The organism is Brachybacterium vulturis (assembly GCF_002407185.1).
Taxonomy (GTDB): Bacteria; Actinomycetota; Actinomycetes; order Actinomycetales; family Dermabacteraceae; genus Brachybacterium; species Brachybacterium vulturis.
The window spans coordinates 92,410-117,764 of the sequence record NZ_CP023563.1; the positions used below are offsets into that span (position 1 = coordinate 92,410).

Consider the following 25,355-nt stretch of genomic DNA (forward strand, 5'->3'; position numbering starts at 1 on the left):
CCACCCGCCCGCTCACGAGCGCGGGACGAGCCGGGGGTCCCTGAGATGGCGATGCCGCTGAAGCGGCGGCTGCTGCTGGCCACGCCCCTGCCGGCGGCGTGGATGTCCTCGGTGATCATCCACAACGTCTACGTGAAGTTCTACACCGACGTGGTGGGGATGGATCCGCGGTACGTGGGCTGGGTGTACCTGATCTTCAACATCTGGAACGTGCTGAACGATCCGGTGTTCGGCGTGCTGCTGGACAAGATGCGCTACCGCCCCGGCAAGGGCAAGTTCCTGCTGGTGATGCGGGTGACGATCCCCTTCCTCCTGCTGGGACTGGTGCTGATGGCGTGGACGCCGTCGTCCTGGTCGCAGGCCGCGATCTTCACCGTGTTCCTGGTCGAGCTGTTCCTGTTCGACGTCGCCTCGACGCTGTACCTGATCTCTGCGACCAGCTACGTCTACCTCGCCGCCCCCACCCGCGAGGACCGGATCGACGTCGAGGTCGCCCGGGCCTGGATCGGGAACATCATCTCCGCGGTCGCGACCGTGGTCGCCACCCAGATGCTGGTGGGCGATGCCGTCACCGAACGGATCACGCTGAACGTGATGCTGATGGGGGTGGTGCTGGTCAACGGTGCCGTCTACGCGTTCGCGGCCTGGGCGCTGCGCGACCCGCCGGAGCTGTACGAGCAGGGCGACGGCGGCGCGGCCCCGGTGACCGCCTCCCGTCTGCTGCGGGACCTGCGCTCCGTGGTGCGGATGCGCGCGTTCTGGGCGCTGTTCTTCCACGGCATGCTGTTCATGGCCCCGATGGGGATCTACTTCACCGCGTTCCTGTACTTCATGGACCATGTGGTCCGCTCCACCGGCACCCAGGCCACCCTGGCGGACACCGGTTCGATGGTCGTCGTGCTCGTGCTGCTGCCCCTGGTCGCGCAGGGCATCAAGCGCCTGGGCTCGCGCACGGCGATGTGGGTCGCGGCGCTGCCCTACCTCGGCGGTTTCGCGCTCCTGCTGCTCTGGGCCGATACCTGGTGGAACGTGCTGCTGTGCTACGTGCTGATCATGACCGGCCGGTACACGGTCTCCACCGCCACCACCGCACTGGATGCCGCGCTGATCGATCACAACGAGCGCCTCACCGGGGTGCGCAAGGCGGGGTCGATCGCCTCGGTCCGGGCGCTGCTGACCGCGCCGATCGCCGGAGTGCAGATGGTGCTGTACATGGCGATCCTCACCGCCGGCGGCTACGACATCACCGCCGAGGTGCAGTCCCCGCAGACCCAGGAGGCGATCCGCCTCGCCACCGCCGGGGTGCCGATCCTCTTCGCCCTGGTGGGCCTGATCCCGCTCGTCTTCCTGCCCTACGACCGGGCGCGGGAGCGGGAGCTCAGCGAATGGTCGCGGGCACGCCGGCCCGAGGAGGGGACGGCGGTGGGGCCGGACACGACCGAGTGACCGCTCGAGGGACCGCTCGAGGGACCGCTGCTGAACAGCACCCGACCGTGCACGTCGCCGCGCGGATCGGACGCCGACCGTGGCCGCGACCATGGTGCTCTTCACGATCGAGGGTGTGATCGGGGTCCACGATGACTTGAGACGTCACATGAGAACGTCCATCCTCGGGAGACCTCGACGCCGATCCAGGCACCGACGCGCCGGTCGCCGACGCGACGACGGTTGCATCCTCGTCTGCGACGATCTTGCAAGATCCCTGCTCGGGAACAGCACCTGCACGCCCGTGGAAGATACTTCACATGACGCCAGAGCCCAACGCGGACACCCACCCGCTCGACCAGTACCGCGACCCGTCCGACGCAGCCTTCGTCCGCGACGTGGCCGCCGACGTGGCGGCCCACTTCGGTGGCGACCTCATGCGGATGCGGCGAGCAAACGGGTACTCGAACGCGACCTGGGTCGGTGACGGCATCGCCGTGCGGATCGCGCATACGCCCGTCGACATGGCTCGGGAGACCGCACTCGTGCGTGCTCTACCACGAGAGGTCGGGCACCCAGAGATACTCGGGGAGGGCACTGCCGAAGGCCACGGCTGGATCGTGACCAAGGAGGTTCGGGGCCAGAACCTGCATGAGGTCTGGCCAACCCTGTCACCTGTGGAGCAGCAACAGGCTGTCCGGCAACTGTGGGCTCGGGCCCATATCGTGCACGACGCGAGCTCCTCTCTCAGGACGCATGTCGCAGCGTACGGGGGTTTCGTTCCGGCCACGCTCGGCGATGCCACGACGGCGGCGGGACGCGCCACCGATGCGCTCGGACTGTCCAGCGCCCAGCAGTCGCGGCTGGACGAAGTCATCGAGGAGTACTTTCGAGCTGCGCCCCTCGTCGAGCAGTCTGTCAACCACGGCGACCTTGCCCTGATGAACGCCCTCTGGGACGGCGAGGTCATCTCCCTGCTGGACTTTGAGTTCGCAGTGCTCGGTCCGGTCGAGATCGACCTATGCCGGCTGGTATGCGAGGCCCGTGTATCCGAGGACGGCCAGCAAGAGGACTCGAATGCAGGGGCAGTCGCGCTGGAGATCACCGCTCGTCACATGGATCCGGTTCATGGTCGCGCGCTTCTCCACGGCGCCGCGGTCCTCGACCAGCTCCGCGACCTTGACATCTGGCTCGGCCATGACGACGCCCCAGGACGGGTCGAGGACTGGCGCCCGTGCCGCCTGCTCACGGACCTGCTCGACACCGAGGGCGGTTACCTCGGGCCCCTGCTCTAGTAACCGGCTCTTGCACGGTGCACGAGGGGCGACCGTGGTGCCGGGCAGACGCGCACTCGCCACTGCTCGAGACCGGTGGCTTCCGTCCCCAGCTGCTACACCCTCCTCCGCGAAGAGCCAGCATTGGTCACTGTGCACTGGCCGCGGCCGGGGCGTCGGGCCTAGGATCGGGAGGAACTCATCGCTTCCAGCGTCGGCAGCGTGTCCGTCCCGACCCGCGCTGGAGGCTCCCCGATGTCGCATACGCCGACGCCACCCGCACCGCTGTCCCCCGGCCGGCTGCGGCTGGTCATCGTCGCGATGTCCCTGGGCGCCTTCGCGATCGGCACCACCGAGTTCGCCAGCATGGGCCTGCTGCCCCAGATCGCCCGCGACCTCGAGGTGTCCATCCCGCAGGCCGGCATGCTCATCACCCTGTACGCCCTCGGCGTGGTGATCGGTGCGCCGCTGGTGACGATCGCGGCGGTGCGGATCCCCCGCGCCCGGCTGCTGGTGCTGCTGATCGGCCTGATCGGACTGGGGAACCTGCTCTCCGCGATCGCTCCGGACTTCGCCACGCTGGCCACCGCCCGCTTCCTCGCGGGGCTCCCCCACGGCGCCTACTTCGGGGTCGCCTCGCTGGTCGCCGCCCGCCTCTCCCCGCCCGGCCGCCGCGCCCGCTCGGTGTCGCTGGTGATGCTGGGCCTGACGATCGCCACCATGATCGGGGTCCCGGCCTCCACCGCGCTCGGCCAGCAGGTGGGCTGGCGATCGGCCTACGTGATCGTGGTGGTGATCGCCGCCGCGACCACCCTGGCGATCTGGCGCCTGGTGCCCGAGCCCGAGGGGGCGGGCGCCACCGGTTCGATCCGCGGGGAGCTCGGTGCCCTGCGCCGCGGCCAGGTGTGGTTCGCGCTCGGGATCGGCGCCATCGGCTTCGGTGGCATGTTCGCCGTGTACAGCTACATCGGCGAGATCGTGCCGGGCGTGATGGGCCTCGGCGTGCGCGCCGTGCCGGTGGCGCTGTTCGTGTTCGGCCTCGGCATGACGCTGGGCAACCTCCTCGCCGGCCGCCTCGCGGATCGCAGCATCTACGGCACCATCTTCCTGGGCCTGACCGGCATGGCGCTCAGCCTCGCCCTCTTCGGCCTGGTCGCCCAGAACGCGATCGCCGGGATGGTGGTGCTGCTCGCGATCGCGATCACCTCCCAGCTGATGGGCCCCTCCCTGCAGCTGTTCCTGCTCGACGCCTCGCCCGACGCCCCCTCACTGGCCGCCGCCCTGCACCATTCGGCGCTGAACATCGGCAATTCGCTCGGCGCCGCCCTCGGCGCGGCCGTGCTCGCCGCCGGCTGGGGCCTGCTCGCCCCGGCCTGGACCGGCGTGGTGCTCGCGGTGCTGGGCCTCGGGATCGCCGGCTGGTCCTACACCGTCCACCGCAGGCAGCGTCGCCGGGTCGAGGCGCCGGCGTCCACCGAGAGTGAGCTGTCGGTGCCGGCCTGAGCCCCCGACGGCGCGACTCTCCCGTGCGAGGGTGATCAGAGACCCCGGCTCCCCCGCACGCGGGCGACGGCTCCGCGCATCAGAGCGGGGGCCCGATAGGTCCGCACCGGTCTCCTTCCCGGTGCGTCGGCCTCGTACCAGTGCTCCTCCTCGTCGCCCCCGTCCGTGACCACTCCGCACGTGATCAGCTGCTCGAGGGTCCGGGCGGTCAGGGCGAGCCCGCGCAGGGCGCTGTCGGCGACGTGCCCGCTGCTCCGGTCCAGGGGCACGTCGCGCACGTAGGGGTGGCGGACCAGCCCCACGAGGAAGTCCACCGACTCGACGCAGTGCAGGAGCCTGCCATCGCACGGGTGATCGGGCAGGACCAGGCCGTCCGGCCCGCTCGCCACCAAGAGCGCATCCCAGATGTCGTCCTCGGCCCTCTCCATGGTCGAGAACTCCCGGAATGCGGGGCGAGCGCTCTCGAGCACGGCGACGAGCAATCGGCGGGCACCGTCGAGCCCGTCCTCGTCGGGACCGTCCTCCGCGCGGGCATCGCTCCCGGTGCCGACCAGGGGCGTGCCCGTCGGCCGCACCCCTGCGTCCTCCCTGACGAGCCAGCCGTGACGGGTGAGCAGGTCCCAGGCCTGCTGGACTCGGGAGTCCGTGCCGCAGGGATGCCAGGCCCAGCCGTCGGAGCCGTCGCGGCACGACTCCTCGACCCGCCGGCGATCGACGGCGTACAGCGTACCCAGCTTCGTGGTCCGGCACCCGTCCCCGACGAATTCCAGCAGGTGCTGGGCCACCCGGAGGAACGGCAGCTGCGCGGCCTCCGCCGCCATCGCGATGCGACCCGCCTCGTCCGAGGGTTCCTCCCTCGGGGCCGGGGCGTCGCCGAGGAACCAGGGTCTGGGCCGGTCCGGCGGTGTCGGGGGTGCACCGGCGAGGTCCTCGCCGAAGAGGTCAGCGGCCGTGGGCACTGCGTCATCGATCGTCATGGGTCGAGCGTGCTGGACGCCCCGGCGGGTGCGCCATGGCCCCTCACCGGGTGTGGACGACGGGGCCACGGGGAGGAACGGTCCCTCGCGCGGGGGGCGCCGGGGGCGTGATGCCCGGTGCCGACGGGGCCCCTTCCCGCCCTTGACGGCACCCGGTGACCCGCGCCACACTCGAGGATGAATGGTCATTCATTTCTGCTGAGCGGCGTTCTCACGCGTCTCGGCCCGACGGTGCCCCACACCAGGAGGAGGGACCATGCCCCGTCACGATGCGGCGATCGCTCCGGAGGAGGCCGCCCGTGCGGCGCGCTCGGATGCGCGCCGGCGGCAGGTCCTGCACGCGGCCGTGCCGCTGATGGAGCGCAGCGGCTCGCCGGCGGTGTCGATGCAGGCGATCGCCGACGAAGCCGGGGTCTCCGTCGGCCTCATCTACCGGTACTTCGCGAGCAAGCAGGAGCTCGTGCAGGCCGTGACCGAGGGCGTGCTCGATGACATGGCACGGATGCTCGCGGAGACGGTCGAGCCGGAGGAGGACCCGGTGCGGCAGATCGCCGGCGCCTTCGCCACCTACTGCACCGTCATCCGTGACAGCCGTCAGGCGGTGATGCTCACCTATCGCGAATCGAACACCCTGGACGAGGTGGGTCGGAGCGTCGTCAAGGAACTGGAGGTGCGCACCGTCGAGCCGTTGCGCAGCGCCGTCGACACCGCTGTCGAGCAGGGTCTGCTGCGCCCGATCCACGCCGAGCTGTTCGCCTACGACCTGCTGACAGTGGCCCATTCCTGGGCGCTGAAGCACTGGTACTTCGCGCCGCGGATGACCTTCGAGGAGTTCCTGCGCTCCCAGACCGCACTGCTGCTGTCCACCGCGATCCACCCCGAACACCGCCACCGCTACCCCGACCTGCTCGGCGACCTCGCGTAGGACCACCTCGCGCAGCACCGGAGCCCCGCACTGCTGACGCGCCCACTGCCGAAGGAGGCCACATGGATTTCGTCATCGACGACGCGATGCAGGGCTATATCGACGCGGCCGCCGAGGTCGCCACCCAGATCGCCCCCGCTCAGCAGCAGCGGGAGCAGGACCGGGTGATCGCCCCGGAGCTGCGCCGCCGGATGGGCGAGCTGGGGCTGATCGCCCCGGAACTGCCCTCGACGCTCGGCGGCCGTGACGAGCGTGCGCTGACCTCCGGGATGATCGCCGAGCAGATCGCCCGCGGTGACCTCACCGTCGCCTACGTGCAGATCATCAGCTCCCTGGTGGGGCAGGTCCTGGTTCGGAACGCTCGGCCCGAGGTGGCCGCCGACTGGATCCCGCGGATCACCAGCGGCGAGGACCTGGTGGCGATCGGGCTCTCGGAGCCGGGCGCCGGCTCCGATGCCGGCAACCCCTCGATGACGGCCCGGCCCGAGCGCGACGGGTGGGTGCTGGAGGGCACCAAGTCGATGTCGTTCGCGATGGATGCACGTGCCGCCGTGGTCTTCGCCCGCACCGAGCCGGGGCGCCGCGGCAAGGGCATCACCGCCTTCCTGGTGGAGCTGGACCGCGACGGGATCCGGCGCCGTCGCGCCCCGGACCTGGGGACCCGGGCCGTGGGCCGCGGATACATCGACTTCTCCGGCACCTGGATCCCTGCCCGGAACCAGCTCGGTGAGCTCGGTGAAGGGTTCACGCAGGTGATGCAGGGCTTCGACTTCTCCCGCGCGCTGATCGGTCTGCAGGTGATCGGCACCGCCCAGGTCACCCTCGAGGAGACCTGGGAGTACACCGGTACCCGCACCGCCTTCGACCAGCCGCTGAGCTCCTTCCAGGGCGTCGCCTTCCCGCTGGCCGAGGCGGAGACGCTGCTGGCCGCCGCGCGGCTGCTCTGCCAGAGGACGCTCTGGCTGAAGGACTCCGGGCTGCCGCACACCAAGGAGGCCGCGATGTGCAAGTGGTGGGCCCCGAAGACGGCGTACGACGTCATCCACCAGTGCCTGCTCAGCCACGGACAGAACGGCTACCTCACGGACCGGCCCATCGAGCAGCGCCTGCGCGACGTGCTGGGTCTGCAGATCGGCGACGGCACCGCCCAGATCATGAAGCTCGTCATCGCCCGCCACACCGTGGACCGCGAGCTCGCCCCGTGACCGACCCGAGAACCGACCTGAGGAGCACCGCCATGGCCGAGACCCCGGCCCCCGCCATCAACGACCAGGACCTCACCGGCCGCATCTGCCTCGTCACCGGCGCCGCCGGCGGCATCGGCCGGGGCATCGCCACGAAGCTCACCGCCGAGGGCGCGATCGTGGTGGTCGCCGATCTCGACGAGGAGGCGGCGCAGCACGTCGCCGCGGAGCTCGGCGGCCCCAGCCTCGCCGTCCCCGTCGACATCGCGGACCGAGCCTCCGTGGACGCGATGACCGCCCAGGTCGTGGACCGCTTCGGCCGGATCGACGTGCTGGTCAACAACGCCGGCTGGGACAAGGTGGGCCCGTTCCTGGACCAGGATCCCGCGCTCTGGGACCGCATCATCGGGATCAACCTTGTCGGCACCCTGCACTGCAGCCAGTCGGTGGTGCGGGTGATGACCGCGCAGGGCCACGGCACCGTCGTGAACATCGCCTCGGACGCGGCCCGGGTGGGCTCCAGCGGCGAGGCCGTGTACTCGGCGTGCAAGGGCGGGATCGTCGCCTTCACCAAGACCCTCGCCCGTGAGAGCGCCCGCGCCGGCATCACCGCCAACGCCGTCTGCCCCGGCCCGGCGGACACCCCGCTGTTCGACTCCATCTCCCAGGACAACCCCAAGCTGCGCGCCTCGCTCGAGCGAGCGATCCCGCTGCGCCGCCTCGCCCAGCCGGAGGACCTCGCCCACGCCGTGGCCTTCCTCGCCTCACCCGCCTCCCACTACATCACCGGCCAGACCCTGTCCGTCTCCGGCGGACTCACGATGGCCTGAGAACCCACGCCGGCCCGAACAGAGAGCAGCAGACCATGACGGACCAGCAGTCCCCGCACCTCACGGCCCTCCGCACCGAGGTGAGAGACCGGATCGGCACGATCACGCTGCACCGTCCGGAGCAGCGCAACGCCCTGAACCAGGCCCTGCTGGCGGAGCTCTCCACCGTGCTGGACGCCTGGGAGGCCGACGCCGCCGTGCAGGGGATCATCATCACCGGCAGCGGCCCGCAGGCCTTCGCCGCCGGGGCCGATATCTCCGAGGTCGCGGCCTGGGGCGTCACCGAGGGGCTGGCCGCGACCATGCAGCGCCTCTACGACCGGCTCCAGGACTTCCCCAAGCCCACCCTCGCCGCGCTCAACGGCGTCGCGATGGGCGGCGGGCTCGAGCTGTCGATGAGCTGCGACATCCGGATCGCCGCCGAGGAGGCGCGGATGGGCCTGCCGGAGGTGGGCCTCGGGGTGCTGCCCAGCGCCGGTGGCACCCAGCGGCTCTCCCGCCTGGTGGGCACCGGGCGGGCGCTCGAGATGATCCTCACCGGCAGGGCGCTGACCGCCGAGCAGGCCGAACGGTACGGCCTGGTGACCACGGTGGTGCCCGCTGCGGACCTGCTGCCCACCGCGGCGGAGATCATGACGAGGATCCTCGCCAAGGGCCCGCTCGCGATACGACTCGCCAAGATGGTCATCGGCCCCGGCCACGACACGGATCAGCGCACCGGGCTGCTGCTGGAGCAGCTGGCGCAGACGCTGCTGTTCACGACCGCGGACAAGGCCGAGGGCACGGCGGCGTTCCTGGAGAAGCGGGCACCGGACTTCGACGGGCGGTGACGAGGTCCGCCAGCAGGTGCTCGGTAGGGTGGGCGGTTCCGGCGCCGGCATGCCTCGTCGTCCCGAGTGTGCGCTCCTTGAACATTCCCGCCGCGCCCCGGAGACTCGACGTCCCGCCGTCCCGCCGTCCCGCCGTCCCGCCGTCCCGCCGTCCCGCCGTCCCGCCCCGAGCGAGGTCACCGATGCCCCAGCACGCGCCACCGTCCCACCAGCGCACCGTCCAGCCCCGCGACAAGTCCTTCCCCGCCGAGCTCGTCGGCCGCCCGATCACCGCACTGGACGCACCGCTGAGCAGCTTCTCCACCCCGCTGCTGGTGCTCGACGAGTCGGTGATCGCGCACAATCTGCGGGTCATGGCGCGCTGGACCACACAGCGCGGCCTCGAGCTGATGCCGCACGGGAAGACCACCATGGCGCCGGCGCTGTGGGCGCGGCAGCTGACCGCCGGCTGCACCGGGATCACGGTCGCCACCGGCTGGCAGGCGGATCTCGCGCTGCGGGAGGGGATCCGGACGGTGCAGCTGGCGAACACCTGCACCGATCCCGCCCTGCTGCGCCGGCTCGCCGCCCACCTGGCGGAGCATCCCGAGCAGGAGCTGGTGTGCTGGGCGGACAGCCTCGCCACCATCGACCTGCTCGAACGCGAGCTGCCGGCCGGCTCCTCCCTCGGGGTGCTGGTGGAGCTGGGGGCCGCCGGGGCCCGCACCGGCGCGCGCGAGCAGGCGACGGCCCGAGAGATCGGCGAGCGCATCGCCGCCTCCGCGGTGCTGCACCTGGTCGGCGCGGCCGGGTACGAGGGCGCGATCGCCCATGACCGCTCCCCCGCCTCCCTGGCCGCGGTCGCCGCCTACTGCGAGCGCCTGGCCGCTCTCGCGGAGTCGCTGCGCCCGCTGATCGCGGGGCCCCCCTGGGTGAGCGCCGGCGGCAGCGCCTACTTCGATCTGGTGACCGACGCGCTCGCGCCGCTCCGGGGCATGCGGAGGATCCTCCGCTCGGGCGCGTACATCGTCCACGACTCCGGCTTCTACCGCGGCATCTCCCCGCTGGATGCCACCCGCGGCCTCTCCGACCAGGAGGCGCTGCTGCCGGGGATGCGCGCCCACGCCCGGGTGGTCTCGATGCCGGAGCCCGGGCTGGCCCTGCTCGACGCCGGCAAGCGGGACGTGCCCTATGACGAGGGTCTGCCCGTCCCGCTCGGTGTCGCCACCGCGCTCGGCGGCCCCGAGCGTCCGCTGGAGGGGGAGATCACGGCCCTGAACGACCAGCACGCCTTCCTCCGCCACCCGGGCACGGCGGAGCTCGCCCTCGGGGACGTGGTCACGCTCGGGCTGTCCCATCCGTGCACCGCCTTCGACAAGTGGCGGCTGATCCCGATCGTGGACCCCGCGACCGGCACGGTGCACGAGGCCGTGGAGACGTTCTTCTGAGGGCGCGAGCGAGGTCCCAGCCGATGAGCACCCACCGATGAGCGCCGTGCTGCTCCGCGGCGGCCGGGTCGTCGCCCCGGACGGCCTGGTCCGGGCCGACGTGCTCGTCGAGGGCGCGCGGATCACCGCCGTCGGCCGCATCGACCCCTCCCGCGCCCGGGGCGCGCAGGTGCTCGAGGCCGACGGGCGCCTGGTGATGCCCGGATTCATCGACGCCCATTCCCACGCCGACGGCGCCGTGTTCGAGCCCGAGGTGCAGCTGGCGCTGCTGCGTCAGGGAGTGACCAGCGTGATCGGCGGGCAGGACGGCGTCTCCTACGCCCCCGGCGACGGCACCTGGGCGAGCGAGTACTTCGCGGCGATCAACGGCCCCCACCCCACCTTCCGCGGCGGCTCGGTGGCCGACCTGCTGGCCACCTACGACGATGCGGTACCGCTGAACGTCGCCTACCTGGTGCCCGCCGGGACCGTGCGCCACCAGGTGATGGGCGGCGCCGAGGGTCCGGCCGACCCCGCCGAGCGCGCGGCGATGACGGCGCTGGTCGCCCGCGCGGTGGCCGACGGAGCGGTGGGGCTCTCGACCGGGCTGGACTACACCCCGGGCCTGTTCGCGGACGCCGAGGAGATCGCGGCGCTGTGCAGTCCGCTCGCCGCCGCCGGGCTGCCGTACGTCACGCACATGCGCGGCGGCTACGAGGAGAACTCGCAGGTGGGGATCGAGGAGACGGTCCGTATCGGTCGTGCGGCCGGGGTGCCGGTGCACATCTCCCACTTCCACACCCGGGCCGCGGAGGCCGAGCGGCTGATGGGCCTCCTCGCGCGGGCGGGGGTGGAGGCGAGCTTCGACGCCTACCCGTACACGCGCGGCTGCTCCCTGCTGGGGATGACCCTGCTGCCGCCGGCGCTGAACGCGATGGCTCCCGGGGAGGCGAGCGCACTGCTGCGGGACCCCGCCCGGCGCGAGCTGCTGCGCCGCGAATGGTTCCCCGCGGTGGCGCATCATCCGAGCCTCGGGCCGGACTGGCCGGAGCTGCTCACGATCGCCCACACCGTCGCCGAGGAGTTCGCCTGGGCTCCCGGGCTCACCCTCGCGCAGGTCGCTGTGCGTCGCGGCACCGATCCGATCGATGCGGCGCTGGACCTGCTGTCGGCGTCCGCGCTCGAGGTGAACGTGGTGATGGCGGTGCGCGACCAGCGCCCGGTGGAGGACCTGGGGAGGCTGCTGGCCCATCCGCGGCATCTCGGAGGGTCCGACGGGATCTTCGTCGGCGCCCATCCGCATCCTCGATCCCGCGGCGCCTTCGCCTCCTATCTCGCCACCTACGTGCGTGAGCACGGCTTCCTCGACTGGACCCAGGCGGCGCAGCATCTCTCCTCCGGGGCGGCGGAGCGCTTCCGTCTCGGTGAGCGCGGCGCCGTCGCCGAGGGGTTCCTGGCCGACCTGGTGCTCGTGGATCCCGCAGCCGTCACCGATCGCGCCACCTACCAGGACCCGCTGGCGATCGCGGTGGGGATCCAGGACGTGCTGGTGGCCGGGCGGCCCGTGCTCGCCGGCGGCCGCCTCACCGGTGAGCTGCCCGGTCGCGGGCTGCGCGCCGCACCCCGCAGACCGGACACCGCCGCCGCCCCGCACCTCGACGGCGTAGCCTGCTCGGTCCCGCCGCTCTCGCCGGGCAGCGCCTGCGCCGCGCCGACGAACCGCCCACTGTCTCCAGGAGAACCATGAGCCACAAGGACGCCCTCCGCACCGACGACGCCCCGCAGCCTGCGGGCCCCTACAGCCAGGCGATCGTGACCGGTGACCTGCTGTTCACCGCCGGTTTCGGCCCGCAGCACCCGGTCACGGGCGAGGTCGCCGCCACCGTCGGCGAACAGACCCGGCAGGTGCTGCGGAACCTCGAGGCGGTGCTCGCCGAGAGCGGCGCCACCCTCGACGATGCGCTGAAGGCCACAGTGCACCTCGCCGATCTCGCGGATGCCCCGGAGTTCAACGAGGCGTACCGCGAGTTCTTCACCGAGCCGTACCCGGTGCGCACCACCGTCGGCTCCCAGCTGGCGAACATCCTGGTCGAGATCGACCTGGTGGCACGGATCCCCAGCTGAACCCTGCCCGGCGGCGGGCCCGGCGCGCCGCGCGGTCGCGGAGGAGAGATCCTGCGGCGCTGCGCCTCCGGTCCGAGCGGTCAGTCCCTTGGGACGAGCGGACCGAGGGCGTAGCGTGCGAGGCGGGACACGCACCCCGCCTGTGGGGCCCGGCCGCTGTCCCCGCCGACGACAGGAGACCACCATGGGCCCGGACGTCCCCTCACGACCTGCTCCGAATGTCACGCTGCGGTCGCTCGAGACCGCTGTCCCCGCCACCGAGCTCCGCCAGAGCGAGGTGCGCGATGCCCTTGCCGCGCAGCCGGACCTCTCCCGCCTCGGGAAGCGCCTGATCAGCACCTCCTTCGACGTCTCCGGCATCGAGCGCCGCTACAGCGCCCTGTCCGAATGGCACGGGGTGGCCGACGGCGAGGAGCCCGTGTTCTTCGAGGCCGGGACGGGCCGCTTCCTGCACCCGCCCACCGGGGCCCGCAACCAGGTCTACGAGCGGGAGGCCACCGCGCTGTACGAACGGGTCGCGGCCGCCGCGCTCGAGGCGGCCGAGGGGATCTCCGCCGCGGACGTCACCCACGTCATCACGGTCTCCTGCACCGGGTTCTTCGCTCCTGGCCCCGATTACCGGATCGTCCGCTCCCTCGGGCTGAACTCGTCCGTGCAGCGTTATCACCTGGGGTTCATGGGCTGCTATGCGGCGCTGCCGGCCCTCCGTCAGGCCCAGACGATCTGTCGCGCCGATCCGGACGCCGTGGTGCTGATGGCCACCGTCGAGCTCTGCACCCTGCACGTGCGCCCCTCGAACGATCCCGACACGATCGTCGGCTCGTCCCTGTTCGCCGACGGCGGTGCCGCCGCGATCATCACCGGGAAGGATCTGCCCGCGAGCACGCCGCTGCTGGAGCTGGACCACTTCGAGACGGTGCTGACTCCCGTCGGGGAGGAGGCGATGGCCTGGCGCATCGGCGACCAGGGCTTCGAGATGGTGCTGGGCACCTACGTCCCCCACATCATCGATGAGCACATCACAGGTGCTCTCCAGCCGCTGTTCGCGCATGAGCCCGAGCTGGCGGGGCTGGCCCACCGCGACATCGAGCACTGGGCGATCCATCCCGGCGGACGCAGCATCCTGGACAAGGTCGAGGCCAAGCTCGAGCTCACCGAGTCCCAGCTGGTCCCTGCCCGGGAGACCCTGCGCGACTTCGGCAACATGTCCAGCGCGACCGTGATGTTCGTGCTCCAGCGGATCCTGCGCTCCGCGACCGCCGGCCGACGGGAGCGCGTGTGCGCGATGGCCTTCGGGCCGGGGCTGACGGTGGAGACGGCGCTGCTGACCACCATCGGCGCGCCCGTCGCTGCCGAGGCGGCGACCGCTGCGGCCGAGGAACTGGCGGCGGGCGGGCCCGCGGTGCGGGCATCTGCGGCGGGTGGCTCCGCGCCCCGCCGATGATCCTGCCCTCCCTCGTCGCCCGCGACGAGCAGGCGCGGGAGCGGATGGACGACCCTCGCTGCGATCCACGCCGCCTCGCCCGCACCTACGCCTCTTTCCGCCCGGTCAACGCCGCTGTCGCCGGCTGGCGCAGGGCGTACCGCCGCCACCTGCGACCGCATCTGCGCGCCGAGGGGGCCACCACCCTGCTGGACATCGGCTGCGGAGGCGGGGACGTGGCCCGTGCCCTGGCCCGCTGGGCGCGCCGGGACGGCTACGACCTGCGCGTGACCGGCATCGATCCCGATCCGCGTGCCCATGACTGGGCCCGGCGCCGGACTCCCGTCGCGGGGGTGCAGTTCCACCGGAAGCTCTCCAGCGAGCTGGTCGCCGCCGGCGAGCGCTTCGACCTGGTGATCTCCAACCATCTGCTCCATCATCTGAACGAGGAGCAGCGCGACGGCCTGCTCGAGGACTCCGCCCGCCTGGCCCGCCGCGCGGTGGTGCACAGCGACATCCGCCGCGGCCGCCTCGCCTATGCCCTGTTCTCCGTGGCCACCTGGCCGCTGTTCCCCGGCACCTTCATCCGCGAGGACGGCCTCACCTCGATCCGCCGCAGCTTCACCGCACCCGAGCTGCGCGCCCGGATCCCGTCCGGCTGGACGGTGAGCACGCCGGGACGCTTCCGACTGCTGCTGCTGCACGATGCACTCGCCCGGGCGCGGCGATGACGGAGCCCGCCGAGGAGGACGAGTGCGCCGTGGCGATCGTCGGGGCCGGGCCGACGGGCCTGGTCCTGGCCTGCCTGCTCGCCCGGCGCGGGGTGGAGGTGCGCGTGCTGGAGCGACGCACCGAGGCCCCGGCCAGCTCACGCGCCATCGGACTGCACCCGCCGGCGCTGCGCGCCCTCGCCGAGCTCGGCCTGGAGCGGGAGGCGGTCGCCCTCGGCGAACGCCTCCGCGTCGGGCGTGCACGGTGCCGGGACCGGGAGCTGGGCTCGGTGGACTTCGCCCGGGCCGATCCGCGCCGTCCCTACGTGCTCGCCCTGCCCCAGACCCTCACCGAGGAGCTGCTGGCCCGGCGACTGGCCGCGCTCACCCCCTCGGCGCTGCGGCGGGGCTGGGAGGTGACGGACCTGCGGGAATCCGCGCGCACCGTCGCACTCACCGCGCGAGACAGCGACGGAGGCGGCGGCACCCTCCGGCTGCGGGCGGGCCTGGTCGTCGGCGCCGACGGCTCCCGCTCCCGGGTGCGCGCCCTGCTCGGGATCACCACCCGCGGACGCGACTATCCCGATACCTACCTGATGGGTGATCTCAGCGATCCCACCGCAGCGGGCGGCGGGCGCGAGGCGGTCGTGCATCTCGAGCCCGGCGGCGTCGTGGAGTCCTTCCCGCTGCCCGGCGGCCGACGGCGCTGGGTCGTGCACACGGGCAGGACCGGCACCGACCCCTCCCCCGCACAGCTGGTGGCGCTGGTCCGCGAACGCACCGGCACCGTCCTGGACCCGGCGACGACCACCATGCTCAGCGCCTTCACGGTGCGCCGGCGCACCGCGCGGCGCCTGCTGAGCCGGCGCTGCGTGCTGCTGGGCGATGCCGCCCACGAGATCAGCCCGATCGGTGGCCAGGGCATCACGCTGGCCTGGCTGGACGCCCTCGACCTCGCCCCGCTGCTGGGGCGAGCCACCAGCGGCGAGCGGACCGGTGCGCTGCAGGACGACCCCGCCTGGCGTCGGGCGGAGCGGAGGATCCGGTGTCGGGCCCGACTCGCCGGCGCGGTCGCGGCGGCCAACACCGCGCTCGGCCGGCCGGCCGGGGCGAGAGTCTCGGCACTGCGCGCCCTGGCGGTGCGCGGGCTGCTGGCCACACCGTTGCGGCGCGGGCTGGCGTGGGCGTACTCGATGGGATGGGTGCGAACGGGGTGAGCACGGGGCCTCGCGGCGTTGCCGTGATCCGTGCATCGCACGCCTATCACCCCGTCGGCCTCAGGACTCCCCCGTTCCCCCACACCGCCGATCCGGGACAATAGACCCATGGCCCCCACCCTCACCCTCACCGACGAGTTCCAGGCCGCTCTGGATCACCTGCACGCCGGGGACCACCTCTTCCTCACGGGCCGGGCGGGCACCGGCAAGTCCACACTGATCCGGCACTTCCTGGAGACCACAGAGCGTTCCGCGATCACGGTCGCCCCCACCGGGATCGCGGCGTTGAACGTGGACGGGTACACGATCCACCGGCTGTTCTCCTTCCCGCTCGGGGTCAACGAAGAGCTGGTGCGCGGCGCCGGCTACTACCCGGGACGCTTCGCGAACGCGCTGACAGCGCTGGACACGCTGATCATCGACGAGGCCTCGATGGTGCGGGCGGACCTGTTCGATGCGCTGACCGCGGCGCTCGAGCGCTTCGGTCCGAAGCCCGGCACGCCGTTCGGCGGGGTGCAGCTGGTGCTGGTCGGGGATCTGTACCAGCTGCCGCCGGTGGTGACCGACGCCGAGGCCGCGTTCATCGAGGAGCACTTCGGCACCCCGTTCTTCTTCTCCGCCCGCTCCTTCGACCGGGAGACCTTCCCGGTGGTGGAGCTCGGCACGGTGTTCCGCCAGCAGGGGGACGGCCGCCTGGTGGAGCTGCTGAACGCCGTGCGCGAGGGAGCCCTGCTCGAGGATGCCCGCCAGGAGCTGAACCGGCGCACGGATCCGGATTTCGAACCCCCGCTGGAGGAGTTCTGGCTGACTCTGGCGACCACGAACCGGATCGTCGGCGCCCGCAACCGGCAGCAGCTCGAACGCCTGCCGGATCCTGCCCAGTCCTTCACTGCGGCGATCCGTGGCCAGAGCGACGGCTTCGAGCACCCCACCGAGGACACGCTCCGTCTGGCCGTCGGCGCCCAGATCATGATGCTCACCAACGACCCCTCGGACCGCTGGGTCAACGGCACGCTGGGACGGATCATCGCTCTCACCGAGGAGACAGCCGACGCCGACGGGCCGGTGGTCACCGTGCAGCTGCGCAATGGCCGCACGCTCGAGGTGCCGCCGCACACCTGGGACATCACCCGTCCCAGCGTGCAGGGCGGCGCGCTGGTCCACGAGGTGGTCGGCACCTTCACCCAGCTGCCGATGAAGCTGGCCTGGGCGATCACCATCCACAAATCCCAGGGGCAGACCCTGGATCGCGTGATGGTGGACCTCACCGGCGGCACCTTCGCCAACGGTCAGCTGTACGTGGCACTCTCGCGCTGCACGAGCCTGGAGGGACTGGTGCTGAAGCGGGACGTCCTGCCGCGGGATCTGAAATCCGATGCCCGGGTGCGACGCTTCCTCGCCGCGCACGCCGCGCCGACGGAGACGCTCGGCGAGGTCTACCTGGCCTCGCTCACCGTCGGCAACGACGGGGACCGCTACCGGGCCCGGCCGGTGGAGATCGCGGCGGTCACCGACGAGGGCGATGAGGCCACCACCGTCATCAACCCCACCAGCGACCTGTTCGCCGCGCGCACCGATTTCGGGATCACCACCCGCGATGTGCAACTGGCGCCGCTGCTGGCCGAAGCCTGGCCGGCCCTGTCACCGCTGCTGGCCGGACGGGTGCCGATCGGGGCCGGGATCGATCAGCAGCTGGCGTGGATCGACTTCGAGCTCAAGCGCAACGGGATCGTGGCGCAGATGCCCCTGGGGATCGATCTGCCCACCACAGCCCTCTCCCCCACCGAGCGCACCGGCCTGCGCGCCCCGACCGCGCTCGAGCGCGCCCGGACCGTGCGTGCGGCGGTGCAGCAGCTGCGGGCCGACGACGCGATGCCGAACATCGGCGGGACCACCTTTCCACAGCTGCTGCGCGGGAGCGGCTACCTGCTGGCCCGCAGCACCGGGGCCGACGGGACGCACAGTCCTAAAGGTTTCGTCGTGGGCGGGAACCTCTCCGCCGAGGACGACGCCGCCCAGGTGCTCGCAGAAGCCCTCGGTACGGCATGGGAGCGGGTGCTGCACCCCGACCAGATCGTGGCGGACCGGTTGCGTGCCGTCGAGCAGCACTACGGGGTCCGCGTGCTCCCCGAGGACTTCACGCTCGAGGAGCAGAGCGCGCTCGACGAGATGCTGGTGCCCGGGGCGCGGGTGTGCTTCACCGGCGAGGTGGTCTCCGACGTCCATGGCGTCATGGGACGGGACCGGATGGAGCGCCTTGCCGAGGATCGTGGTCTGCGGGCCGTCGCCACCGTCACCAAGACGAGGACCGACGTGCTGGTGGTCGCCGAGCTCGGCACCCAGTCCAACAAGACCAAGAACGCCGTGAAGTGGGGCAAGCCCGTGATCGCGGCCGAGGACTTCCTGGAGTGGACGGAACGGGCCTGACCGTCTCCCACCATGGAGCGGCATCGCCGCAGAACGCGGCCGGCTGTTACAGAGCTGCTGTGCAGCTTCGCTGCCGTTCTCGGGCATGAAAAAAGGGAGTGGAGGAGGCGAACACCCCGCAGGGGTTCCAGCACTCCTCCACTCCCAGTGAAGATGTCCGGCGGCGACCTACTCTCCCACACCCTTCCGAGTGCAGTACCATCGGCGCAATCGAGCTTAGCTTCCGGGTTCGGAATGGAACCGGGCGTTTCCTCGACGCTATGACCGCCGTAACACGATGAGACCAACCAGACCCCACACCCCACACACCCCACAAGGGAATGCCCGGGTTGTCGAGGTTGTTTCTCGAGAACCGCACAGTGGACGCAAACACACACAGTAAACAACAAGCACGAAGAAATGTTGTTGTAAGTCATCAGCCATTAGTACCAGTCAGCTCCACACATTGCTGTGCTTCCACATCTGGCCTATCAACCCAGTCATCTACTGGGGGCCTCTCACACCCAAAGGGTGTATGGATATCTCATCTCGAAGCAGGCTTCCCGCTTAGATGCTTTCAGCGGTTATCCCTTCCCGACGTAGCCAACCAGCCATGCCCTTGGCAGAACAACTGGCACACCAGAGGTCAGTCCATCCCGGTCCTCTCGTACTAGGGACAGGACTTCTCAAATATCCAACGCGCGCAGCGGATAGGGACCGAACTGTCTCACGACGTTCTAAACCCAGCTCGCGTACCGCTTTAATAGGCGAACAGCCTAACCCTTGGGACCAACTCCAGCCCCAGGATGCGACGAGCCGACATCGAGGTGCCAAACCATGCCGTCGATATGAGCTCTTGGGCAAGATCAGCCTGTTATCCCCGGGGTACCTTTTATCCGTTGAGCGACACCCATTCCACAATGAGGTGCCGGATCACTAGTTCCTGCTTTCGCACCTGCCCGACATGTCTGTCTCGCAGTCAAGCTCCCTTGTGCACTTACACTCAACACCTGATTGCCAACCAGGCTGAGGGAACCTTTGAGCGCCTCCGTTACTCTTTAGGAGGCAACCGCCCCAGTTAAACTACCCATCAGACACTGTCCCTGATCCGGATCACGGACCGAGGTTAGGAATCCAGAACGACCAGAGTGGTATTTCAACAATGACTCCACACTCACTAGCGTGAATGCTTCCCAGTCTCCCACCTATCCTACACAAGCCGTCCCGAACACCAATATCAAACTATAGTAAAGGTCCCGGGGTCTTTCCGTCCTGCTGCGCGTAACGAGCATCTTTACTCGTAATGCAATTTCGCCGAGTTCGCGGTTGAGACAGTGGAGAAGTCGTTACGCCATTCGTGCAGGTCGGAACTTACCCGACAAGGAATTTCGCTACCTTAGGATGGTTATAGTTACCACCGCCGTTTACTGGGGCTTAAATTCTCAGCTTCGAACTCCGAAGAGCTCTAACCGGTCCTCTTAACCTTCCAGCACCGGGCAGGCGTCAGTCCGTATACAGCGTCTTACGACTTCGCACGGACCTGTGTTTTTAGTAAACAGTCGCTTCTCCCTGGTCTCTGCGGCCCTCACCGCTCTCACGGTTCGGGCCCCCCTTCTCCCGAAGTTACGGGGGCATTTTGCCGAGTTCCTTAACCACGATTCTCTCGAACGCCTCGGTATTCTCTACCTGATCACCTGAGTCGGTTTAGGGTACGGGCGACCGTATTCGTCACGCCGGAACTTTTCTTGGCAGTACAGGATCACTCACCTACGCCCATACGGGATCCCCATCACGTCTCACCCTCATGGCCCCAGCATTACCCGGGGCCGGGCTGCACGCTTAGACGGACTATTCCATTAAGTCCGCGGAAGCTACCTCTCTGCGTCATTCCTCGCGCTGACCTACTACAACCTTGGTTCCCAGCCTCACCACTCTCCACACCCCGAAGGGTATGGGAACAGCTCGGGTGGTTAGCATCGACTGCCTCGGTATGGGTCCTCCTACGATCGGTTCGGGAATATCAACCCGATGTCCATCGACTACGCCTGTCGGCCTCGCCTTAGGTCCCGACTAACCCAGGGCGGATAAACCTGGCCCTGGAACCCTTGATCAATCGGCGGACGGGTTTCTCACCCGTCTTTCGCTACTCATGCCTGCATTCTCACTCGTACAGCCTCCACCACTGGGTTCCCCCGCAGCTTCGCTGGCTGTACGACGCTCCCCTACCCACCCAGACACTAAGGTCTGAGTGACACAGCTTCGGCGGTGTGCTTGAGCCCCGCTAAATTGTCGGCGCAGAATCACTTGACCAGTGAGCTATTACGCACTCTTTCAAGGGTGGCTGCTTCTAAGCCAACCTCCTGGTTGTCTCAGCAACTCCACATCCTTTTCCACTTAGCACACGCTTAGGGGCCTTAGCTGATGTTCTGGGCTGTTTCCCTCTCGACTATGAAGCTTATCCCCCACAGTCTCACTGCTGCGCTCTCACGTACCGGCATTCGGAGTTTGGCTAAGGTCAGTAACCCGGTGGGGCCCATCGCCTATCCAGTGCTCTACCTCCGGTACGAAACACGCAACGCTGCACCTAAATGCATTTCGGGGAGAACCAGCTATCACGAAGTTTGATTGGCCTTTCACCCCTATCCACAGGTCATCCCCTCCATTTTCAACTGAAGTGGGTTCGCGCCTCCACGCGGTCTTACCCGCGCTTCACACTGCCCATGGATAGATCACTTCGCTTCGGGTCTAGAGCCGGCGACTGAACGCCCCGTTCAGACTCGCTTTCGCTACGGCTACCCCACACGGGTTAACCTCGCCACCGACCACTAACTCGCAGGCTCATTCTTCAAAAGGCACGCCGTCACCCCAAAAGGCTCCGACGGATTGTAAGCGCACGGTTTCAGGTACTATTTCACTCCCCTCCCGGGGTGCTTTTCACCTTTCCCTCACGGTACTTGTCCGCTATCGGTCAAGAGGTAGTATTCAGGCTTACCAGGTGGTCCTGGCAGATTCACACCGGATTTCACGGGCCCGGTGCTACTCGGGAACAGCATCACGCCATGCAGCAGTTTCGTCTACGGGGGTCACACCCTCTACGCCATCGCACTCAACACGACTTCGACTACCACTGCACGTCCACGCCGAACCGCCGGCAGACAGTTCTGATACGTCCCACAACCCCCAACCTGCAACCCCTGCCGGGTATCACACAGACCAGGTTTAGCCTCCTCCGCTTTCGCTCGCCACTACTCACGGAATCACTATTGTTTTCTCTTCCTGCGGGTACTGAGATGTTTCACTTCCCCGCGTTCCCTCCACACCACCTATACATTCAGTGATGGGTACCACGACATGACTCGTGGTGGGTTTCCCCATTCGGACATCCTCGGATCACAGCTAGGTTGTCAACTCCCCGAGGCTTAACGCAGACTCCCACGTCCTTCGTCGGCTCCTCTTGCCAAGGCATCCACCGTGCGCCCTTTAAAACTTACGGCAACACAAAGACTCTTCGCGCTCTACAAATATTGCTTACAAGATGCTCGCGTCCACTATGCAGTTCTCAAAAAACAACCCCACACCCACACCACCCCGCCATAGCGGCAGCGATGCAAGGGAGGACCAGCCACACACCCCAGAAAAGACCCACCCGAAGGTAGGCCTCGTCGGGGCCGCGTGCAGCCTCACAACCCAATAGCGTGTCTCCACCTCGAACCAGTCACACCACTCGTTCCAGACCCGAAGGCCGTACTGGAGCCGGTATCACCAGCGAAGTGCCCATTCATTGATGTTCCACCCTTGAGCAACCATCCCCACCACACTCGGGTGAGAAAATGGCCACCATAATTGGTGATGCTCCTTAGAAAGGAGGTGATCCAGCCGCACCTTCCGGTACGGCTACCTTGTTACGACTTAGTCCCAATCACCGATCCCACCTTCGACAGCTCCCTCACGAGGATGGGCCACTGGCTTCGGGTGTTACCGACTTTCGTGACTTGACGGGCGGTGTGTACAAGGCCCGGGAACGTATTCACCGCAGCGTTGCTGATCTGCGATTACTAGCGACTCCGACTTCATGGGGTCGAGTTGCAGACCCCAATCCGAACTGAGGCCGGCTTTTTGGGATTCGCTCCACCTCACAGTTTCGCAACCCATTGTACCGACCATTGTAGCATGCTTGAAGCCCAAGACATAAGGGGCATGATGATTTGACGTCGTCCCCACCTTCCTCCGAGTTGACCCCGGCAGTCTCCTATGAGTCCCCACCATCACGTGCTGGCAACATAGAACAAGGGTTGCGCTCGTTGCGGGACTTAACCCAACATCTCACGACACGAGCTGACGACAACCATGCACCACCTGTGCACCAGTCCGAAGAAAACCCCATCTCTGGAGTCGTCCGGTGCATGTCAAGCCTTGGTAAGGTTCTTCGCGTTGCATCGAATTAATCAGCATGCTCCGCCGCTTGTGCGGGCCCCCGTCAATTCCTTTGAGTTTTAGCCTTGCGGCCGTACTCCCCAGGCGGGGCACTTAATGCGTTAGCTACGACGCGGAGAACGTGGAATGTCCCCCACATCTAGTGCCCAACGTTTACGGCATGGACTACCAGGGTATCTAATCCTGTTCGCTACCCATGCTTTCGCTCCTCAGTGTCAGTAATGGCCCAGAGACCTGCCTTCGCCATCGGTGTTCTTCCTGATATCTGCGCATTTCACCGCTACACCAGGAGTTCCAGTCTCCCCTACCACACTCTAGCCTGCCCGTACCCACCGCACGCCCGAGGTTGAGCCTCGGGTTTTCACGGCAGACGCGACAAGCCACCTACGAGCTCTTTACGCCCAATAATTCCGGACAACGCTTGCGCCCTACGTATTACCGCGGCTGCTGGCACGTAGTTAGCCGGCGCTTCTTCTGCAGGTACCGTCACTTTCGCTTCTTCCCTACTGAAAGGGGTTTACAACCCGAAGGCCGTCATCCCCCACGCGGCGTCGCTGCATCAGGCTTTCGCCCATTGTGCAATATTCCCCACTGCTGCCTCCCGTAGGAGTCTGGGCCGTGTCTCAGTCCCAGTGTGGCCGGTCGCCCTCTCAGGCCGGCTACCCGTCATCGCCTTGGTGAGCCATTACCTCACCAACAAACTGATAGGCCGCGAGTCCATCCTTCACCGATAAATCTTTCCAGCACCCACCATGCGGCAGGAACTCATATCCGGTATTAGCCACGATTTCCCGAGGTTATCCCGAAGTGAAGGGCAGGTTACTCACGTGTTACTCACCCGTTCGCCACTAATCAGACAGGGCAAGCCCCGTCGTCATCGTTCGACTTGCATGTGTTAAGCACGCCGCCAGCGTTCGTCCTGAGCCAGGATCAAACTCTCCATGAAAAAACATGAAAAACAATATCCTGACAAAATAAACAAACAACCAGCAAATTAAACTGCTGTATCATCCGTATACTTGCCATTCAAACAAATGGCATCAATAAACAGACACGCTATTGAGATATCAAGCAACACGCGCACTCAGTGCTTCGGACCCTTCCGGGCCATCCGCTCCGAGGCAACCCCGCTAACCTACTGCGGCTCAGTTCTCCGAGTCAAATCCGTGCGGTGTGATCCGCGCCGCGATCCTCTCTCGGAAGACCAGTCATGCCTGGCCAGTGCGAGAATCTCGGTCCGGCGCGCTGGCCGTTCCTCGTTCCCGTTGTCCGGGGCACGAGGAAGAACATTACGCACCCCCGACACCCCCGTCAAGCCAGAACGACCCTTTCCGACGTGTCCTCGACCACACCCCGATGATCGGCGTCTGTCGAGGTCAGGAACGGGCTACGCGGACGTAGCCAGGGCCCTCGCGAGGCCCCGTTCGAGACCGCCGGTCCGGGACTGCTCGCTTCCGGGCCGTCGGGCTCTGCCTAATGGCTCGCCGGGCGCAGACGCCACAGGACCGTGGCCTCCTGTGAACGCGCGGCGTGGAGCCGGTCGCGGGGATCCTTCGCCCGCGGATGCCGGGGGGCGGTCTCCAGGGTCCCGGCCACCATGAGGCCGGCGCCCTCGATCATCCGCAGCAGCTCCTGCCGGCCTCTCAGCTGCAGATGCTCGGCGAGGTCGGAGAGGATCAGCCAGCCCTCCCCGCCGGGGCGCAGATGCTCGGCGAGTCCGTCGAGGAAGCCTCGGAGCATGCTCGAGGACTCGTCGTAGACGCCCAGTTCCAGGGCCGAGGTGGCCGCGCCCGGCAGCCAGGGCGGATTGCAGACCACGAGATCGGCGCGTCCGGGTGGGAAGAGGTCGGTCTCGACCACGGTGACCCGCCCCTCCAGGCCCAGGCGCTGGACGTTCTCGCGCGCGCAGGTCACGGCCCGGGGATTGATATCGGTGGCGACCACGTGCGCGGCCCCTCGTCGGGCGAGCACCGCGGCCAGCACGCCGGTCCCGGTGCCCAGGTCGAAGGCTGCCGCTCCCCCCTCGATCTGAGGCAGCGGGGCCTCGGCGACGAGGTCGACGTATTCCGAGCGCACCGGGGAGAACACCCCGTACCGGGCATGGATGCGCTCACCGAGCGCCGGGATCGCCACCCCCGTCAGCTGCCATTGGTGGGCGCTGAGCACGCCGAGCAGCTCCGGGAGCGAGACGAGCATCGGCTCATGGAGTTCCCCGTAGGCCTCCCGGCAGGCCTCGGCGACATCGGGCGCACGCCGCAGATCGAGTCGATGGCCGGGGTCGAGGAGCACCACGACGCCGCCCAGAAGCGTGGCGCGATGTGCCCGCTGTGCTCGATGATCTCGGAACTGCTGCGCGATGTCGTCGCTCCGAGGCGGGCTGCGGCGGTCGATCCGGCGCCCGATGGCGGCCAGCAGCTGGCGGGCACCGGGGTAGTCGCCCCGCCACAGGAGCCCGTTCCCGGCGCGCAGCCGGCGCAGGGCCGCATCCGCGGTGAGGGCGTCATCGGCGATCTCGAGCCGCGTCGGCGGTGGGGCGCCGTTCTCCGAGTGCCACCGTGCGGCATGCTCGGCGCCGTGCTCGGACCAGCGGACCAGCGACATCGGGTTCTCCTCCAGGGCGTCTGCACCACGAGCGCCGGGGATCGCGTCAGGCTCGGAGGCCGGGGACTGCTCGCGATGAGCCCCTC

The 25,355-nt window shown here is 68.6% G+C and carries 16 protein-coding genes and 3 rRNA genes; 14 read left to right on the forward strand and 5 right to left on the reverse strand.

Features of this window, described 5'->3' with window-relative positions; genetic code table 11:
* The first annotated feature begins 45 nt into the window (after positions 1-45).
* The 3 genes from CFK38_RS00385 to CFK38_RS00395 all read left to right on the forward strand — a co-directional run bounded on the left by CFK38_RS00385 (position 46) and on the right by CFK38_RS00395 (position 4,202).
* The gene (locus tag CFK38_RS00385; RefSeq protein ID WP_096801285.1) at positions 46-1,446 is read left to right on the forward strand and encodes an MFS transporter; all 1,401 of its coding nucleotides are present in this window, start codon (positions 46-48) and stop codon (positions 1,444-1,446) included.
* A 299-nt stretch (positions 1,447-1,745) separates the two neighbouring features.
* Entirely contained in the window at positions 1,746-2,720 is a 975-nt protein-coding gene (locus tag CFK38_RS00390) for a phosphotransferase family protein (protein WP_096801286.1), read from the forward strand.
* Positions 2,721-2,954: 234 nt separating this feature from the next.
* The gene (locus CFK38_RS00395; protein WP_096801287.1) at positions 2,955-4,202 is read left to right on the forward strand and encodes an MFS transporter; all 1,248 of its coding nucleotides are present in this window, start codon (positions 2,955-2,957) and stop codon (positions 4,200-4,202) included.
* A 35-nt stretch (positions 4,203-4,237) separates the two neighbouring features.
* Here CFK38_RS00395 and CFK38_RS00400 read toward each other — a convergent pair whose 3' ends face one another.
* The gene (locus CFK38_RS00400; protein WP_096801288.1) at positions 4,238-5,179 is read right to left on the reverse strand and encodes a hypothetical protein; all 942 of its coding nucleotides are present in this window, start codon (positions 5,177-5,179) and stop codon (positions 4,238-4,240) included.
* Positions 5,180-5,435: 256 nt separating this feature from the next.
* Between CFK38_RS00400 and CFK38_RS00405 the strand changes: the two genes are divergently transcribed.
* From CFK38_RS00405 to CFK38_RS17695, 11 genes are all read left to right on the forward strand, one after another.
* The gene (locus CFK38_RS00405; protein WP_096801289.1) at positions 5,436-6,104 is read left to right on the forward strand and encodes a TetR/AcrR family transcriptional regulator; all 669 of its coding nucleotides are present in this window, start codon (positions 5,436-5,438) and stop codon (positions 6,102-6,104) included.
* Positions 6,105-6,166: 62 nt separating this feature from the next.
* Positions 6,167-7,309, forward strand: coding sequence for an acyl-CoA dehydrogenase family protein (locus CFK38_RS00410; protein WP_096801290.1), 1,143 nt, complete (start codon positions 6,167-6,169; stop codon positions 7,307-7,309).
* A 32-nt stretch (positions 7,310-7,341) separates the two neighbouring features.
* Complete coding sequence (locus CFK38_RS00415; protein WP_096801291.1) at positions 7,342-8,118, forward strand: glucose 1-dehydrogenase; 777 nt, start codon at positions 7,342-7,344, stop codon at positions 8,116-8,118.
* Positions 8,119-8,153: 35 nt separating this feature from the next.
* Positions 8,154-8,948: an enoyl-CoA hydratase/isomerase family protein gene (locus tag CFK38_RS00420; RefSeq protein WP_096801292.1), complete on the forward strand. Its 795-nt coding sequence runs from the start codon at positions 8,154-8,156 to the stop codon at positions 8,946-8,948.
* A 182-nt stretch (positions 8,949-9,130) separates the two neighbouring features.
* Positions 9,131-10,375 (forward strand): type III PLP-dependent enzyme domain-containing protein, encoded by a 1,245-nt coding sequence (locus CFK38_RS00425; RefSeq protein WP_096801293.1) that lies wholly within the window; start codon positions 9,131-9,133, stop codon positions 10,373-10,375.
* A 37-nt stretch (positions 10,376-10,412) separates the two neighbouring features.
* A complete protein-coding gene (locus CFK38_RS00430; protein ID WP_096801294.1) occupies positions 10,413-12,101 on the forward strand; it encodes an N-acyl-D-amino-acid deacylase family protein in 1,689 nt (562 codons plus the stop codon).
* Positions 12,098-12,478 carry a RidA family protein gene (locus CFK38_RS00435; protein ID WP_096801295.1) on the forward strand — a complete coding sequence of 127 codons (381 nt, stop codon included), beginning with the start codon at positions 12,098-12,100 and terminating at the stop codon, positions 12,476-12,478. Before CFK38_RS00430 ends, CFK38_RS00435 begins: the two co-directional genes overlap by 4 nt.
* 184 nt (positions 12,479-12,662) lie before the next feature.
* Positions 12,663-13,922: a type III polyketide synthase gene (locus CFK38_RS00440; RefSeq protein WP_096801296.1), complete on the forward strand. Its 1,260-nt coding sequence runs from the start codon at positions 12,663-12,665 to the stop codon at positions 13,920-13,922.
* Positions 13,919-14,632 carry a class I SAM-dependent methyltransferase gene (locus CFK38_RS00445; RefSeq protein ID WP_096801297.1) on the forward strand — a complete coding sequence of 238 codons (714 nt, stop codon included), beginning with the start codon at positions 13,919-13,921 and terminating at the stop codon, positions 14,630-14,632. Before CFK38_RS00440 ends, CFK38_RS00445 begins: the two co-directional genes overlap by 4 nt.
* Positions 14,629-15,828 (forward strand): FAD-dependent oxidoreductase, encoded by a 1,200-nt coding sequence (locus CFK38_RS00450; RefSeq protein WP_096801298.1) that lies wholly within the window; start codon positions 14,629-14,631, stop codon positions 15,826-15,828. The genes CFK38_RS00445 and CFK38_RS00450 overlap by 4 nt, the downstream gene beginning before the upstream one ends.
* A gap of 108 nt (positions 15,829-15,936) precedes the next feature.
* Positions 15,937-18,255 (forward strand): AAA family ATPase, encoded by a 2,319-nt coding sequence (locus CFK38_RS17695; protein WP_096801299.1) that lies wholly within the window; start codon positions 15,937-15,939, stop codon positions 18,253-18,255.
* A gap of 155 nt (positions 18,256-18,410) precedes the next feature.
* Here the strand turns inward: CFK38_RS17695 and rrf are convergent.
* The 4 genes from rrf to CFK38_RS00475 all read right to left on the reverse strand — a co-directional run bounded on the left by rrf (position 18,411) and on the right by CFK38_RS00475 (position 25,269).
* Positions 18,411-18,527: ribosomal RNA gene (rrf, locus tag CFK38_RS00460) — 5S ribosomal RNA — on the reverse strand.
* A gap of 131 nt (positions 18,528-18,658) precedes the next feature.
* Positions 18,659-21,727 (reverse strand): 23S ribosomal RNA (locus tag CFK38_RS00465).
* 367 nt (positions 21,728-22,094) lie between these two features.
* Positions 22,095-23,614: ribosomal RNA gene (locus tag CFK38_RS00470) — 16S ribosomal RNA — on the reverse strand.
* Together the 16S, 23S and 5S rRNA genes form the textbook arrangement of a ribosomal RNA operon.
* Positions 23,615-24,141: 527 nt before the next feature.
* Positions 24,142-25,269, reverse strand: coding sequence for a methyltransferase (locus CFK38_RS00475; protein WP_096801300.1), 1,128 nt, complete (start codon positions 25,267-25,269; stop codon positions 24,142-24,144).
* Positions 25,270-25,355 lie beyond the last annotated feature (86 nt).

What these genes read in the sequence shown, in the direction of transcription:
- CFK38_RS00385 (WP_096801285.1), top strand. Translation starts at nt 46, where the DNA reads ATGGCGATGCCGCTGAAGCGGCGGCTGCTGCTGGCCACGCCCCTGCCG.
- CFK38_RS00390 (WP_096801286.1), top strand. Translation starts at nt 1,746, where the DNA reads ATGACGCCAGAGCCCAACGCGGACACCCACCCGCTCGACCAGTACCGC.
- CFK38_RS00395 (WP_096801287.1), top strand. Translation starts at nt 2,955, where the DNA reads ATGTCGCATACGCCGACGCCACCCGCACCGCTGTCCCCCGGCCGGCTG.
- CFK38_RS00400 (WP_096801288.1), bottom strand. Translation starts at nt 5,179, where the DNA reads ATGACGATCGATGACGCAGTGCCCACGGCCGCTGACCTCTTCGGCGAG.
- CFK38_RS00405 (WP_096801289.1), top strand. Translation starts at nt 5,436, where the DNA reads ATGCCCCGTCACGATGCGGCGATCGCTCCGGAGGAGGCCGCCCGTGCG.
- CFK38_RS00410 (WP_096801290.1), top strand. Translation starts at nt 6,167, where the DNA reads ATGGATTTCGTCATCGACGACGCGATGCAGGGCTATATCGACGCGGCC.
- CFK38_RS00415 (WP_096801291.1), top strand. Translation starts at nt 7,342, where the DNA reads ATGGCCGAGACCCCGGCCCCCGCCATCAACGACCAGGACCTCACCGGC.
- CFK38_RS00420 (WP_096801292.1), top strand. Translation starts at nt 8,154, where the DNA reads ATGACGGACCAGCAGTCCCCGCACCTCACGGCCCTCCGCACCGAGGTG.
- CFK38_RS00425 (WP_096801293.1), top strand. Translation starts at nt 9,131, where the DNA reads ATGCCCCAGCACGCGCCACCGTCCCACCAGCGCACCGTCCAGCCCCGC.
- CFK38_RS00430 (WP_096801294.1), top strand. Translation starts at nt 10,413, where the DNA reads ATGAGCGCCGTGCTGCTCCGCGGCGGCCGGGTCGTCGCCCCGGACGGC.
- CFK38_RS00435 (WP_096801295.1), top strand. Translation starts at nt 12,098, where the DNA reads ATGAGCCACAAGGACGCCCTCCGCACCGACGACGCCCCGCAGCCTGCG.
- CFK38_RS00440 (WP_096801296.1), top strand. Translation starts at nt 12,663, where the DNA reads ATGGGCCCGGACGTCCCCTCACGACCTGCTCCGAATGTCACGCTGCGG.
- CFK38_RS00445 (WP_096801297.1), top strand. Translation starts at nt 13,919, where the DNA reads ATGATCCTGCCCTCCCTCGTCGCCCGCGACGAGCAGGCGCGGGAGCGG.
- CFK38_RS00450 (WP_096801298.1), top strand. Translation starts at nt 14,629, where the DNA reads ATGACGGAGCCCGCCGAGGAGGACGAGTGCGCCGTGGCGATCGTCGGG.
- CFK38_RS17695 (WP_096801299.1), top strand. Translation starts at nt 15,937, where the DNA reads ATGGCCCCCACCCTCACCCTCACCGACGAGTTCCAGGCCGCTCTGGAT.
- CFK38_RS00475 (WP_096801300.1), bottom strand. Translation starts at nt 25,269, where the DNA reads ATGTCGCTGGTCCGCTGGTCCGAGCACGGCGCCGAGCATGCCGCACGG.